The 14,819-nt window shown below is 70.9% G+C and carries 10 protein-coding genes; 6 read left to right on the top strand and 4 right to left on the bottom strand.

Annotated elements, in window-relative coordinates; genetic code table 11:
* Positions 1–164 precede the first annotated feature (164 nt).
* Positions 165–6,533, top strand: a complete 6,369-nt coding sequence (locus tag G9272_RS45895) for an RHS repeat-associated core domain-containing protein (protein WP_301272123.1) — start codon at positions 165–167, stop codon at positions 6,531–6,533.
* Between the two features lie 8 nt (positions 6,534–6,541).
* Positions 6,542–7,018: a hypothetical protein gene (locus G9272_RS07850; protein ID WP_171395866.1), complete on the top strand. Its 477-nt coding sequence runs from the start codon at positions 6,542–6,544 to the stop codon at positions 7,016–7,018.
* Positions 7,019–7,280: 262 nt separating this feature from the next.
* Here G9272_RS07850 and G9272_RS07845 read toward each other — a convergent pair whose 3' ends face one another.
* Together G9272_RS07845 and G9272_RS07840 are read right to left on the bottom strand one after the other, a co-directional pair.
* The gene (locus G9272_RS07845; protein ID WP_171395865.1) at positions 7,281–7,730 is read right to left on the bottom strand and encodes a carboxymuconolactone decarboxylase family protein; all 450 of its coding nucleotides are present in this window, start codon (positions 7,728–7,730) and stop codon (positions 7,281–7,283) included.
* A 454-nt stretch (positions 7,731–8,184) separates the two neighbouring features.
* Positions 8,185–8,307: a hypothetical protein gene (locus G9272_RS07840; protein WP_437184259.1), complete on the bottom strand. Its 123-nt coding sequence runs from the start codon at positions 8,305–8,307 to the stop codon at positions 8,185–8,187.
* 434 nt (positions 8,308–8,741) lie between these two features.
* On the opposite strand from G9272_RS07840, the gene G9272_RS07835 reads away from it, so the two are divergent.
* A complete protein-coding gene (locus G9272_RS07835; RefSeq protein ID WP_171395864.1) occupies positions 8,742–9,962 on the top strand; it encodes a cation:proton antiporter in 1,221 nt (406 codons plus the stop codon).
* A 104-nt stretch (positions 9,963–10,066) separates the two neighbouring features.
* Complete coding sequence (locus G9272_RS07830; protein WP_171395863.1) at positions 10,067–11,143, top strand: PucR family transcriptional regulator; 1,077 nt, start codon at positions 10,067–10,069, stop codon at positions 11,141–11,143.
* 18 nt (positions 11,144–11,161) lie between these two features.
* Here the strand turns inward: G9272_RS07830 and G9272_RS07825 are convergent, their stop codons facing one another.
* Entirely contained in the window at positions 11,162–11,647 is a 486-nt protein-coding gene (locus tag G9272_RS07825; RefSeq protein ID WP_171395862.1) for a cation:proton antiporter regulatory subunit, read from the bottom strand.
* A 181-nt stretch (positions 11,648–11,828) separates the two neighbouring features.
* Between G9272_RS07825 and G9272_RS07820 the strand changes: the two genes are divergently transcribed.
* On the top strand, positions 11,829–12,272 hold the full coding sequence (locus tag G9272_RS07820; RefSeq protein ID WP_171395861.1) for a hypothetical protein: 444 nt from the start codon (positions 11,829–11,831) through the stop codon (positions 12,270–12,272).
* A 24-nt stretch (positions 12,273–12,296) separates the two neighbouring features.
* Here G9272_RS07820 and G9272_RS07815 read toward each other — a convergent pair whose 3' ends face one another.
* On the bottom strand, positions 12,297–12,566 hold the full coding sequence (locus G9272_RS07815) for an SDR family oxidoreductase (RefSeq protein WP_216377812.1): 270 nt from the start codon (positions 12,564–12,566) through the stop codon (positions 12,297–12,299).
* Between the two features lie 201 nt (positions 12,567–12,767).
* Between G9272_RS07815 and G9272_RS07810 the strand changes: the two genes are divergently transcribed.
* A complete protein-coding gene (locus G9272_RS07810) occupies positions 12,768–14,492 on the top strand; it encodes a VanW family protein (protein ID WP_171395859.1) in 1,725 nt (574 codons plus the stop codon).
* Positions 14,493–14,819 lie beyond the last annotated feature (327 nt).

Raw genomic sequence — 14,819 nt, 5'->3', positions numbered from 1 at the left:
CCACGTCCGGCGGACCCGGCGTCCTCATGCAACATCCGTGCACGAACGCCAAGGGGTGGGACCACACCATGCTCTTCCGTCCGCGAAGACGACGGAACGGCCGCCCGGCCACCGTCAGCCGCACACTTCGCCTGACCGTCGGCTCACTCGTTCTCGCTCTGAGCGTGCCGATCGGCCTGGCCCCGGTCGCCCAGGCGGCCGACGCGCTCGGCAGGCCCGGCACACCGAAGACCCGCAGCGCCAAGATGATCCCCGCCGACTCCGCCACGGCGAAGGCGGCTCGGGACCGCCTGGCCAAGGCCCAGGCGGAGAACCGCGCGCAGGGCGCCAAGGCCCTGGCCGCGCAGCAGGCCACCTGGCCCGCCGCCGGCCGCGCCGAACTCGTCCGCGGCAAACGCGCCGAGGTGGGCGGTCTGCCCGTCACCCTCACCGCGCCCGCGGTCCGGTCGGCGACGTCCGCGACCGCGGCGACCGTGCGGGTACTGGGCCGCAAGGAGGCAACCGCCGCCGGGATCAAGGGCATTCTGCTGTCGGTGACCACAAAGCAAGCCGGTACCACCGGACTTGACGTGGACTACTCGTCGTTCGCCTCGGCCTACGGCGGCGACTGGGCGGGCCGGCTGCGCCTGGTGCGGCTGCCCGAGTGCGCGCTGACCACGCCGGAGAAGGCGTCCTGTCGCGTCGAGACACCGCTGGCCGGAACGCACAACGACGTGAGCGAGCAGACCGTTTCCGCGCAGGTGCCGATGTCGGCCCGCGCGGCGGCGGCACCGGCCACCGCCGTGGTGGCGCTCGCCGCGGCCGCCGGCGAGTCGGCGTCCGGGGCGGGCGCTTACACCGCCACCCCGCTGAGCGCGTCGTCGTCCTGGCAGGCCGGCGGCTCCTCGGGCTCCTTCACCTGGTCGTACCCCATGACCCCGCCCGCTCCGGCGGCCGGCCCCACCCCGTCGGTCACGCTGTCCTACGATTCCGGTTCCATCGACGGCCGGACCGCCAACACCAACAACCAGGGCAGCGCCGTCGGTGAGGGATTCGACCTGTCGTCCTCCTCGTACGTGGAGCGCTCGTACGGCTCCTGCGACGACGACGGCCAGGACGACAAGTACGACATGTGCTGGAAGTACGACAACGCCTCCCTCGTGCTCAACGGCAAGTCCACCACCCTGGTGAAGGACGACACCACCGGCACCTGGCGGCTGAAGGACGACGACGCCTCCGTCGTCACCCACGGCACCGGCGCGGACAACGGCGACGACGACGGCGAGTACTGGACGGTGACCACCGGCAACGGCACCAAGTACGTCTTCGGCCAGAACAAGCTGGACGGCGCGGGCACCGAGCGCACCAACTCCACCTGGACCGTACCCGTCTTCGGCGACGACTCCGGTGAGCCGGGCTACAGCAAGGGCACCGCGTTCGCCGACCGCGCGCTGACGCAGGCGTGGCGGTGGAACCTCGACTACGTCGAGGACCTGCACGGCAACGCGATGTCGTACTGGTACACCGCCGAGACCAACTCCTACGCCAAGAACAAGGCGGACACCGCCACCGCCACCTACACCCGCGGCGGCTACCTGACCAAGATCCTCTACGGTCAGCGCAAGGACGCCCTGTTCTCCGGCACCGCCTCGCACAAGGTGACCTTCGACTACAGCGAGCGCTGCACCGCCTCGGACTGCTCGGACCTGAAGGAATCCACGGCCGACAACTGGCCCGACGTGCCCTTCGACTCCCTCTGCAAGAGCGGTGACGACTGCGACGCCGAGAGCCCGTCCTTCTTCACCCGCAAGCGGCTGACGGGGGTCAACTCCTTCTCCTGGGACGCGGCCGGCAACACCTACGACGCCGTGGACTCCTGGGATCTCGCCCAGCACTTCTTCGACGGCGGCGACCTGGGGGACACCTCCGACCAGGTGCTGGTGCTCGACTCGATCAAGCACACCGGCAAGGCCGGCACCGCGATCGCTCTGCCGCCGGTGACGTTCACCTACGACAAGCGGCCCAACCGGGTCGACGGCACCGACGACATCGTGCCGCTCTACCGGCCCCGCATCCGCACCCTCATCTCGGAGACCGGCGCGGTGACCACCGTGACCCTCTCCGACCCGGAGTGCGTGCGCGGCCACACCCCTGACGAGGACGACGACCACACCTCGTGCTACCCGGTGTACTGGCACATCAACGGCGCCGAGGAAGCCGGCCTCGACTGGTTCCACAAGTACCGCGTCCTCGCGGTGACCAGCACCGACCCCACCGGCAAGAACGCCACGACCGAGACCGACTACACCTACGCCGACCCCGCCTGGCACTACGACGAGAACCCGCTGACCCCGCAGGCCGAGCGGACCTGGTCGCAGTGGCGCGGCTACGGCAAGGTCACCACCGTCAAGGGCACGGACGCCACCAGGTCCAAGACGGTCACCGTCTACATGCAGGGCATGGACGGCGACCGGGTACAGGGCTCGGACGGCAAGCTGGACCCCACCGCCCGCAAGGACGTCAGCGTGGAGGCGCTCGCCGTCCCCGGGCTGAGCATCGCGGACCAGACCGACAGTGAGCAGTACACCGGCTTCACCCGGCAGCAGGTGACCTACGACGGCAGCCAGGCCGTCTCGGTGACCGTCAACGACCCCTGGTCCAAGAAGACCGCCACCCAGCACGCGTCCTACGCCGACACCGAGGCGTACTTCGTCCGCACGGGCGGGACCGCCACGTCGACGTACCTGACGGTCAAGGACTCCTGGCGCACGCACACCACCTCCACCACCTTCGACTCCTACGGCATGAAGGCCACCGAGGAGGACGCCGGCGACGTCGCCAAGAGCGGCGACGAGATCTGCACCCGCACCTGGTACGCCCGCAACACCGCCAAGGGCATCTCCGACCTCGTCTCCCGCAGCCGCACCGTCGGCCGCACCTGCGCCACCGGCGAGGACCAGCTCAACCTGCCCGCCAAGGTCGCCGACCGCGGAGACGTGCTCTCCGACAAGGCCACCGTCTTCGACAACACCGCCGCCACCGCCTGGACCGCGAGCCAGACGCCGACCCTGGGCGACGCCTCCTGGACCGGACGGGCAGCCGCCTATCCGGCCTCCTCCAGCGGAGGGGAGCGCAACCCCACCACCTGGCAGACCACGGCCAAGACCGTCTACGACACCCTGGGCCGCCCCACCACCGTCACCGACGCCGCCGGCAACTCCACCACCACGGCCTACACGCCGACCGCCGGCGGTCCGCTGACCATGGCCATCGCGACCAACGCGGCCACGCAGAAGACGTTCACCTACTACGAGCCGGCGCGCGGCAACGTCATCCGCTCGTTCGACATCAACAACAAGCAGACCCAGTACACCTACGACGCCCTCGGCCGGGTCACGGCCGTGTGGCTGCCCAACCGCACCAGTGACCTGCCCGCCAGCTACGTCTACGGGTACAGCGTCAGCAACACCGCCGCGTCCTGGACCTCGACCGGGGCCATCAAGGCGGACGGCGACACCTACGAGACCGTCTTCTCCCTCTACGACGCCCAACTGCGGCCGATCCAGACGCAGAAGCGCAGCGTCGAGGGCGGCCGGATCCTGACCGACACCCGCTACGACAGCCGGGGCCTGGCCTACGAGACCTACGCGGACGTCTACGACAGCAAGAACCAGCCCTCGGGCACCTACAGCCGCGCCGAGTACGGCGGCACCGCCAAGCAGACCTCGGTCACCTTCGACGGGGCCGAACGCCCGGAGACCAGTACCTTCTACACCTACGGCGTGAAGCGCTGGTCCACGACCACCAGTTACACCGGTGACTCCACGGCCACCTCGGGCGTGGAGGGAGCTTCGGCGAAGCGCACGATCACCGACGCGCTCGGCCGCGCGGTCGAGACCCGCCAGTACGCCTCCCCGTCCCCCGACGACGCGGCCTACGGCGGCGGCACCGGCACCCTCTACACCTCGACGAAGTTCGCGTACACCCTGGACGACAAGCAGGCGAAGGTCACCGGACCGGACAACAGCTCCTGGACCTGGATCTACGACCTGTTCGGCCGTCAGGTGAAGAGCACCGACCCGGACAAGGGCACCGAGACCACCGGCTACGACAGCCGGGACCTGCCGTCGTGGACCAAGGACGGCGCCGGCCGGGTGGTCATCACCGCCTACGACAAGCTGCGCCGCCCCACCGCCACCTACAAGGCGGCCGCCGACGCCGACCTGACCTCCACCACCGAGGAGCAGATCCCGGCCAACCAGCTCACCGCCCTCGCCTACGACGCCACCGGCTACAAGGGCCGGCTGGCCTCGTCGACCCGGTACACCAACGGCGCCACCGACACCGCCCACGCCTACACGCGCAAGGTCATCAGCTACGACAGCCTTTACCACCCGTTGGACTCCACGCTGACACTGCCCGCCGACGACCCGCTGGTGAGCTCCGGTGCCGTACCGTCCGCGACGCTGTCCTTCAGCGACCACTACGACCTCACCGGCGCCCAGGACCAGGACGTCCAGCCCGCGGTCGCCGGACTGCCCAAGGAGATCATCGACACCGGCTACAACGACCACGGCCTTCCCACCACCCTCAGCGGCACCCAGAACTACGTCCTCGCGAGCGACTTCACCGCCACGGACAAGGTCCAGCAGCTGACCCTCGGGGTCTCCGACGCCGCGGGCGTCAAGAAGGCCTACCTGACCAACACCTGGGACGAGGGCACGGACCGCCTGACCCAGTCCGTGGTCACCGACGACACCCACTCCTGGCAGCTCCAGCAGCTCAACTACGCGTACGACCAGGCGGGCAACGTCACCTCGCTCACCGACCCCACCACCCTGGGCGGTGCGAGCACTGCCGACAACCAGTGCTTCGCCTACGACGGTTACCAGCGTCTGACCGAGGCGTGGACGCCCAGGACGGCGGACTGCGCCGCCTCCGGCCGCACCGCCGCGGGCCTCGGCGGTCCCGCCCCCTACTGGAACAGCTACACCTACAACAGCGCCGGGCAGCGCACCACCGAGACCAACCACAGCACCTCCGGCAGCACCACCTCACGCACCTACTGCTACAACAACACCGCCCAGCCGCACACCCTGACCGTCACTCCCTCCGGGACCGCCGCGGGTGCCTGCACCGGGGTCACCGCCGCCTACGGCTACGACGCCGCCGGTGACACCACCACGCGCCCCGACGGAACCGCGACCCAGTCCTTGACCTGGGACGGCGAGGGCCGGCTCGGCAGCCTGAAGGAGACGGCCGGCTCCACCACCAGCACGACCGGATACGTCTACGACACCGACGGCAGCCTCCTCGTCCGCCGCAACACCGGCGGGGAGACCGTCCTCTACCTCGGTGCCACCGAGGTCCACTACAACGCCACGACCGGCAAGAAGTGGGCCCAGCGCACCTACTCCCTCGGCGGCACCGCGGTGGCGGTGCGCACCAACCAGAGCGGCACCTCCACCCTCACCTGGCTCGCCGCCGACCGGCACAACACCGCGAGCCTCGCTCTCGCCGCCGGCGACCAGGCCATCACCAAGCGCTACACCACCCCCTTCGGCGCCGACCGCGGCACCGCGGTGACCACCTGGCCCGACGACAAGAAGTTCCTCGGCAAGCCCGCCGACCCCGCCACCGGCCTCACCCACGTCGGCGCCCGCGAATACGACCCGCTGCTCGGCCAGTTCCTCAGCGTCGACCCGCTGCTGGACACCTCCGACGCCCAGTCGTTGAACGGGTACGCCTACGCCGACAACAGCCCGCTGATGGGCTGGGACCCGACGGGCGAGGACAACTGGTGGGCCGACCCCACCATGAACAAGCCGGTGGAGAAGGGCGGGACGCCCATCAGCCAGGACCTCGCCAACGAGCAGGGTTTCGGCTCCCTGTGCAACCCGAACAACTGCTCCGGCTTCGACCCGAAGAAGATGCCGGCCGGCGGCCCGGCCTACGAGTACCCCCCGGTCCAGGCCGAGGACGCCAACCGTCCGGGGTGGGGCACCCTGAAGACGGACGCGCACGACAAGAGCGTGTTCTTCCTGGCCGGCTCCATGGCCCTGTCCTATGTCGCGATGAGAGGGTGGCAGCGCGGCTTCAACCTCATGGAGCACTGGATGGAGAACGGCGGCGAGACGGCCGAGGTCGACGTCGCGGACATGATGGCCAGCCTCTCCTACATGCGGAAGCAGGTCGGTCAGCAGATCAAGCTGGGTCATTTCGACAGCGGTTGGCATGGCAGCAGCGTCGCCAGGGGGCGTGAGCACGGAATGAACAAGGGTGCCGACGCCGACGACTACTACTTCGCACTCAACGGGTACCAGTACCGGGTGCGCGGAGACACGGTCATGAAGAGGGGCCAGGTCACGGGCACCGTCACCGTGGATGTCTACAAGCGGTACAACTGGGGGAACATCGGAGGCGGCAAGCCTCGGGGCGACCTCGGTGTGGGGCCCTTCAAGCCGCTGCGGCAGAACGACATGGCTCGTCTGAACTCGGTCGGGCTGGCTCGTGACTTCGATGTCGTCGGTCACCAGACGTTCAACGTCGGCTAGGAGAAATCGTGTTCCACCGCCTGACCCGGATGCCGGCGTTGTTCGTGGGTGTGCTGCTGGTCGGGGGTCTTGCCGCCTGTGATCCGGACGGCCTGAACTCCGCCGAGCACGCCGGGCCGTTCCCGTACGAGTCTCCGTCGGACGCCGCCGACGTCAGCCTCGACCAGGCCCTGTCCGACTACGGTGTCCGCCTGCCCAAGGGGGCCGAGGACATCACTTACGGTGCCCTCAAGGCTTTGGACGGATACCCGTTCAATGTCCAGTTCTCCATGCCGTGCGACGATGTTCCGGCGTTCGTCCAGGACAACCGGCTCGCCTCCGCCGGGAAGAAGACCCCCGACGAAGTGCTGACGGACGTCATGGACGCGGGGTTCACGCCGGATGCCTCCCCGGCCTACGTTCGGGCGAAGGGGACGAAGCTGCCCAAGGTCGTTGGAGCGGTCTTCGAACGTTCGGGGACGTGCAGGATGTTCCTCGGTGCTTGAGCCCATCGGAAGCCCGTCGCACCACCGGCGCCCACCCCGGGCCGGGTGGGTGACGGCCTGACGAAGGGCACTCGCCGAAGCACGGCCGGAAGCCGGTACCTCCCCACAGGGGGTGCCGGCTTCCGGCATGGGAGGGGCCGGAGGCGGGGGACCTGGCGGCGACGCGCTGCGGGCGGACGGGGTGACGGTGCCGACCGGCGTCCGGGCGCGCGACCCTGCACCGAGGCGTGGGCACGCCGGTGCCCACGGGGGCGGCGGGTTGCTAGTGGACCGGGTGCTTGCTCAGGACGGACACCCGGTTGAAGGCGTTGATGGTGACCGCCACCCAGATCACCGCCGAAATCTGGTCCTCGGTGAGAACCTCCAGGGCGTCGGCGTACGCGGCCTCCTGTGCGGCGGCGTCGGACGGCACGGTGGTCGCCTCGGCCAGCGCCAGGGCGGCGCGCTCCAGGGGGCTGAAGAGGTCGGTGTCCCGCCAGGCCGCGAGGACACCCAGCCGCCGGGTGTCCTCACCCGCGCGCAGGGCCGCCTTCGTGTGCACGTCGAGGCAGAACGCGCAGCCGTTGAGCTGCGAGACGCGCAGGTTGATCAGTTCCACGACGGTGCGCTCCAGGCCGGCGTCGGCGGCGGTCGCCCGCACGGCCTCGGACGTCTGGACCAGGGCGTGGTAGGCCTTGGGGCTCTGCTTGTCTATGAAGATCCGTCGAGTCATAGTTGAATATCAAACCATTCATGGGTCGGAACCGCAGGAGCGAGAGGCGTCGGCGGTGAGCAAGGTCGAGGTACCCACCCCGCAAGACACCCCGCCGGGCGGCCCCAGGGTGACGGAACATGTACGGGTGGGTCTTCGTCAACCCAACTCGTCCTCGACGGCGGAGATTCGCCGGGTTGCCCGAAATCGTCCGGGCGTGTCGAAGGTGCCGGTTCCCGATCGACGCGAGGGCGACGGCTACGCGGCCGGCACCGACGTCACCCTCGACAACCCGGGAGGCGACGGCGCCGAGCCGCTCTTCGAGTGGATCCACAACCTGGCGAGCCGGCGGGAGCGCCAGGGCTTGACCGGCGGGGAGGGGAATCGCGATCGGGGGATCGGGCGATCGGGGGATCGGGCGTCGCGACCGGCGCGGCCGGTTCCTCCGCGGTCCGCGGGCCTGTCGAGGTGTCGGTCAACAGGCCCTGGGCACTAGGCAGTTGGGCGGCCGCGCCCCCCATGGCAGCCGCAGGCCGGCCCGGTGCAGGGCCAGGTCGACGTCGTGGGTGGCCATGACCACCGTCGTGCCGGACTCCACCCCACCTGTATATGCATTTCTGTGATTTTCACCTTTTGGCGTGCGCTAGGATCCTTTACCAAGCGCTTACACTCCGCTGGGCGCCGATCCGCGCAGTCGTGGAGTAATGGGCCGGCGGTCGCCGCCGACGTGATGGGGGGCGTGACATGGGTCGAGTCGTCCACGTGCGCGTCGACAACACCGCTCGCGACGGCGTCCCCGATATCGGCGGTACCGCCCTGAGCCACCACCCCGTGCGCTGACGCGTCCTTCGCCCCGCGCGGTGGAAACAGGCAGACCCACGGTCGGTACCGCCTCACGCGTGACGCCGCCCACTGCGGCAACTCACCTTCTTCTCCGGCTCCCTGACACAGCGACGAGCCACTTCGGGACACCCGCACGCCCGTACGGCACAGACGCCACCACCGACTTCGACCGACGGAGGTCAGACGCCCGTGCACGACACCACCGCCCTGCTCATCGAACTCGGGGCGATCATCCTCGTCCTGGGCCTGCTGGGACGCCTCGCCGGACGGGTGGGCTTCTCACCCATACCCCTCTATCTGCTGGCCGGGCTCGCGTTCGGTCACGGCGGCATCCTGCCCCTGGAAGCCAGCGAGGAGTTCGTCGCCACCGGCGCCGAGATCGGGGTCATCCTCCTGCTGCTCCTGCTCGGTCTGGAGTACAGCGCCTCCGAACTCGTCACCAGCCTGAAGACCCAATACCCCTCCGGCGCGGTCGACTTCGCGCTCAACGCCGCCCCCGGCGCCGCGACGGCCCTGCTGCTCGGCTGGGGCCCGGTCGCCGCCGTCGCCCTGGCCGGAGTCACCTGGATCTCCTCCTCCGGCGTCATCGCCAAGGTCCTCGGCGACCTGCGCCGGCTCGGCAACCGCGAGACCCCGGTCATCCTCGGGATCCTGGTCCTGGAAGACCTCTCCATGGCCCTCTACCTGCCCATCCTCACCGCCCTGCTCGCCGGGGTGAGCCTCGCGGGCGGAGCCGTCACCCTCCTGATCGCCCTGGGGACCGTCGGGGCCGTCCTGTACGTGGCGCTGCGCCACGGCCGTCTCATCAGCCGCGCGGTCTCCTCCGACAACGCCGAGATGCTCCTGCTGGTCGTCCTCGGTCTCACCCTCCTCGTCGCGGGCATCGCCCAGCGGCTCCAGGTCTCCGCGGCCGTGGGCGCCTTCCTCGTCGGCATCGCGCTGTCCGGCGAGGTCGCCGAGGGTGCCAGCAGCCTCCTCACCCCGCTGCGGGACCTGTTCGCCGCGGTGTTCTTCGTCTTCTTCGGTCTGCACACCGACCCCGCGGACATCCCGCCCGTCCTCCTCCCCGCGCTGGCACTGGCCACCGTCACCGCCCTGACGAAGATCGCCACCGGCTACTGGGCGGCCGGGCGGGCCGGGATCTCCGCCAAGGGCCGGTGGCGGGCGGGCGGCACCCTGGTCGCGCGCGGCGAGTTCTCCATCGTCATCGCCGGACTCGCCGTCGGCGTCGAACCGCGCATCGGCCCGCTGGCCACCGCGTACGTGCTGATCCTGGTCGTCATGGGGCCGCTCGCCGCCCGCTGGACCGAACCCCTCGCCCGCCGCCTCGCCCCGGGGCGCACCCGGAGCGCGCCGCCCGTGCCGGTCACGCCGGCGGAGCCCGCCGAGGCCGTCCACGCGAGCCGCTGAGAACCGGTGCGCGGACGTCACGCCGGACGCACCCCGGGCACTCCACCGTCGTACCGCCCGGTGGGAACATGTGTCCGACAATGCTCGATCCGAACGGGGAGACCATGACCGGCCCGCACTCGTCCGAGCGGTTCCTCGACGGATTCGACCGGATCCTGGCGGACGCCTCGATCACGGGACGCCGGCTGACCCGCGACGAGATCGAGTCCCGCCGGGCGCTCGGCGCACAGGCGGCCGAGGCCGGACGCGGCTGGCGCGGGCTCGTCCGCGCGCATCTCGCGGCCGGCCGGGAGGGCCGTCCGCGCGACGCCGATCCCGACAGCGTCCTCGCCGTCGTCGAACAGGCCGTGGACGCCTTCGCCGACGGTTACGAGCGCGCGCAGCGGCTGGTGATCCGCAAAGAGGAGGCGGCCCGCCGCGAGTTCATCGACGACCTGCTCCACGGGCGTGGGCCCGCGGGCCAACTCGCCGAGCGCTCCGAACGGTTCGGGTTACGGCTGTCCCGCGCCCACGCGGTCGCGGTGGCCGAGGGACCGGAGAAGTACGACGAGACCGACCCCGTTCCCCGGCAGGTGGCGGACGAGCTGTTCGGCCGCTTCGAGAACCGCCGCATCCTGTTCACCACCAAGGACGGCCGGATGGTGTGCATCGCCCCCGCGAACCAGGACGAGGTCCTCACCCACTTCGCCCAGCACGCCCGCGCCGCCGCCGGCCGGGCCCAGGTCGCCATCGGGCGGCCCAGGCCGGGCCCCGTCGGCATCGGGCACAGCTACGAAGAGGCCCTCAACGCCCTGGACGTGGCCCAGCGCATGGGCCTCGACGAGCCGCTGCTACGCGCCTCCGACCTGCTGGTCTTCCCCGTCCTGGTCCGGGACCGGCAGGCTTTGGTGGACCTGGTGCAGAGCGCTCTGGGGCCGCTGGAACGGGCACGCGGCGGGGCACAGCCCCTGCTCGACACCCTCACCGCGTACTTCGACACCGGCTGTGTGGCCGCCGCCACGGCCCGGCGGCTCTCGCTCAGCGTGCGCGCGCTCACCTACCGCCTGGCCCGCATCCACACCCTGACCGGCACCGACCCCACCGACCCCGCCCACCGCTACACCCTGCACACCGCGGTCATCGGCGCCCGGCTGCTCGACTGGCCGACCAGGCCCCTGAAGCCGGCCGAGGTCTCCTTCTAGAGACACGGCGCTCGCGCCTCACTCCCGCGCGAGGATCGCCGCGGCCGCCTCCACGCCCTCCCTCGTGCCGATGAGGATCAGCGTGTCCCCGCCGGTCAGCCGGAAGTCCGGCTTCGGTGAGGGGATGGCCTCGGCGCGGCGCAGCACCGCCACGATCGACACCCCTGTCTCGGTGCGCATCCGGGTCTCGCCGAGCAGCCGCCCGTTCCAGTGCGACGTCCCCGGCAGCTCGACGCGCTCCGCCACCAACCCCAGCTCGGTGGTGGACAGCAGGCTGGGGCTGTGGTGGGCCGGCAACATCGCGTCGATGAGCGCCGCCGCCTCGCCGGAGGTCAGCCGCACCGACAGGGCGCAGGCGTCCGGATCGTCCTCCTGGTACGCGCTCAGCGTGCGTGCCCCGTCGCGGTGCGCGACCACCGAGAGGCGGCGTCGCTCGCGTGTGGTCAGGTCGTAGCGGACGCCGATCCCCGGCAACGGCGTACTGCTCAGGCGTGGAGCACCCACGGCCGCCCCCTGTCTGGTTGGAGCGTTCCTTCGAACACCTGTCGATGCCACCCTAGTCAGCACAGGGAACGGGGCGACGGGAGTGTGCTCGGCGACCGGGTGGGAGAATGCGCGTCGAGGTCCACGCTGCCGTGGCGGCCGGCGTTCCGGGGGCATGGGGGACCGGAAGGAAGCGTGCAGCATGATCCAGTGGGTGTCCCTCAGGGCCGGCGCCCGGCCCGTGCCCCAGCCCGTCGCCACCCCGGTGGTGTGGGCCACGGCCTTCGGCGGCGCGCTGGTCCTGGTGGCCGTGCACAACATACTGGTGGGCTCGGACCGCCCCGGGTTCGCGCTGGCCGCCCTGTCTCTCCTGGCGGCTCTGCTGGGTCTCTGCGCCCGCTTCACCGCGGCCCCGGGTACGGCCGTCCTGTGCTGGCTGACCCTCAACGGTTTCGCCATCCCGCCCGTAGGCACGCTCACCTGGGCCGGCCACCGTGACACCTTCTGGCTCACCTGCCTGTGCGCCGCGACCCTCGTCGGGACCGTGCTCGCCCGGATCATCCAGGCCCGCGCCGCCTACCGCCGGATCGCGGCAGACGTGGCCGCCCCGGCGACCGATCCGGACGGTGGACCCCTCGGCGCCTGACCGTCCCCGGGACCGGGGCGCGGCTCAGGTGACGTTGCGGATGTCGCCGCCGTCCACGCGCAGCGCGGCGCCGTTGGTGGTGGTGGACAGAGGCGAGGCGAGGTAGGCGATGAGGTTCGCCACCTCCTCCCACTCGGTGAAGCGGCCGAGCAGCAGGTTGGGGTGGGCGCTCCGGAGGACGCCGGAGGCCGGGTAGGACTCGGCGAGGCCGCGGGCCATGCCGAGTTGGGCGATCTTGGTGGCACGGTAGTGCACCATCCCCGGCGGGACGTTGAGCGCGGACTCGCTCGACACGAAGACGCTGCTCCTCACCGGTCTCCGTGGGCCCGGTGTCCCCGCGGTGGACGTGATCCGAAACATAGGTGTTCTGTGACATATGAGCTCATCGAGTGCTTTGGGTAGCTTGGGGTGCTTGCCCCCCTGTATTCGGCGCTGTCCCGTGTATGGCGTCGCGCAGCGGGGCGATCACCCGCCGATCGTCCGTCCAGGAGACCCATGCGCCGCCGAACAGCCTCCGTGCCGCCCCTCGCCCTGGCGGGCGGTGCGCTGACCGTCGGCGTCGGCGCGCTGTACCTGACCGGGCTGCTGCTCACGGGCGGTGAGATCGAGTCGGGCACGACGGTGCGGGGCGTGGACATCGGCGGCCTCAGCCGCGCGGAGGCCGTCCGCAAGCTGGACGAGCAGCTGACGGCGGCCGGCTCGCGCGAGCTGACCGTGCGGGTCGGGGACCGCACCGGGACCGTCGACCCGCGGCAGGCCGGACTCACCTTCGACGCCGAGCGCACGGTCGACCGGGCGGCCCGCGTCGGGTCCGATCCGGCCGGCTTGATCGGCGGGCTCTTCGGCTCGGGCGGTGCCGAGGAGCCGGTCGTACGACTCGACGAGAACAAGGCCCGCACCGCCCTGGGGAAGCTGGCGAAGACCCTCGACCAGCAGGTCCGCGAGGGCGCTGTCGGCTTCGCCAACGGCCGGGTCGAGCAGGTCGTCCCGCACCCCGGCTACGCACTGGACGTGGATGCCGCCGTCGGCACCCTGCGGGCCTCCTTCCTGCGCGGCGAGACCGGCGCGGTCACGGCCCTGCCCGCCCGCGCGACACAGCCGAAGGTCACGGCGGACGAGGTGCGACGCGCGGTGCGCGAGTTCGCGCGGCCGGCCATGTCGGCGCCCGTCACCCTCACCACGGGCGGCAAGCGGTTCACCATCGGGCAGACGGTGCTGGGCGAGCATCTGACGATGCGGCCGGACGCCGCCGGCCGGCTGGTACCGAAGCTGGACGGCAAGGGACTGCGCGCGGCCCCCTCGGTGGCCCGCCCCCTGGCCGGCATCACCACCACCCCCGCGAACGCCGCCCTGCGGCTGGACGGCGCCCGGGTCGTGGTGGCCGACGACGCCCGGACCGGCGTCCAGATCACCGACAAGGCGCTGAGCAAGGCCGTGCTGCCGCTGCTCACCCGGTCCGGTGGAGCGGCCCGCACCGGGGAAGTGGCCGCGCGAAGGACCCAGCCGCAGGTGACCCGCGAGAGCGCCGCGCGGCTGGGGCTGACGGAGAAGATGTCCTCCTTCACCGTCCACTTCGAACCGGCCGCGTACCGCACGAAGAACATCGGGCGGGCCGCACAGCTCATCAACGGCTCCGTCGTCATGCCCGGCGGGACCTGGAGTTTCAACCGCACCGTGGGGCAGCGCACCGAGGCCAACGGCTTCGGCGAGGGCATCATGATCCTCGACAGCGAGTTCACCAAGGCGCCCGGCGGCGGTGTCTCCACCATGGCCACGACCATGTTCAACGCGATGTTCTTCGCCGGCGTCAAGCCCGTGGAGTACGGCGCCCACTCCTTCTACATCGAGCGCTATCCGGAGGGCCGCGAGGCGACGGTCGCCTGGGGCAGCCTCGATCTGAAGTTCGCCAACGACTCCGGCCACGCCCTCTACATCCAGGCCGAGGCCACCGACACCTCGGTGACCGTCACCTTCCTCGGCACCAGGAAGTACGACGAGATCAAGTCGGTCACCGGACCCCGCACCCAGGTGCGGCAGCCGGAGCGGAAGGTGAGCACGGACGAGAAGTGCGTGCCGCAGACCCCGCTGGAGGGCTTCGACGTCACCGTCGATCGGGTCTTCTACAACGACGGCAGGGAAGTGCGCCGGGAGCCGTTCCGCACCCACTACACCCCACGGGACGAGATCACCTGCGAAGCCGCCGCCGAAGACCCGCAGTAGGTCCGGCGGGCGCCGGGAACGCGGGGTGACCTTCGGCACATCGGAGGTCTTCGCCCGCGCCGGTGGTTTCATCCTGCACTTTTCGCTCCGCTGTTGCTCATCGCGCACTGTTCCCGCAGGACGGGCACGTGTCACCCGACCCCTGACGCCACGTCACATCACCGTCGCGGGGCACGAGTAGGGCGGAACAGTTCCCTCCGGGGCAGTCGCCGTGGTTGCCGCGAGGGGCTCTCGTCCGCCACTCCAGCCTCTACTCTGCTGCCAGACCCCCCACAGGGCCTTCCCCCGCGGCGTGGGCGGGACTCCCGCCCGTACCACCGAGAACAG

Source organism: Streptomyces asoensis (assembly GCF_013085465.1).
GTDB lineage: Bacteria > Actinomycetota > Actinomycetes > Streptomycetales > Streptomycetaceae > Streptomyces > Streptomyces cacaoi_A.
This window is presented reverse-complemented; position numbering and strand designations above follow the sequence as displayed.

Coding starts and splice junctions, on each gene's coding strand:
- G9272_RS07830 (WP_171395863.1), top strand. CDS start 10,067: ATGACCGGCCCGCACTCGTCCGAGCGGTTCCTCGACGGATTCGACCGG.
- G9272_RS07845 (WP_171395865.1), bottom strand. CDS start 7,730: ATGACTCGACGGATCTTCATAGACAAGCAGAGCCCCAAGGCCTACCAC.
- G9272_RS07810 (WP_171395859.1), top strand. CDS start 12,768: ATGCGCCGCCGAACAGCCTCCGTGCCGCCCCTCGCCCTGGCGGGCGGT.
- G9272_RS07820 (WP_171395861.1), top strand. CDS start 11,829: ATGATCCAGTGGGTGTCCCTCAGGGCCGGCGCCCGGCCCGTGCCCCAG.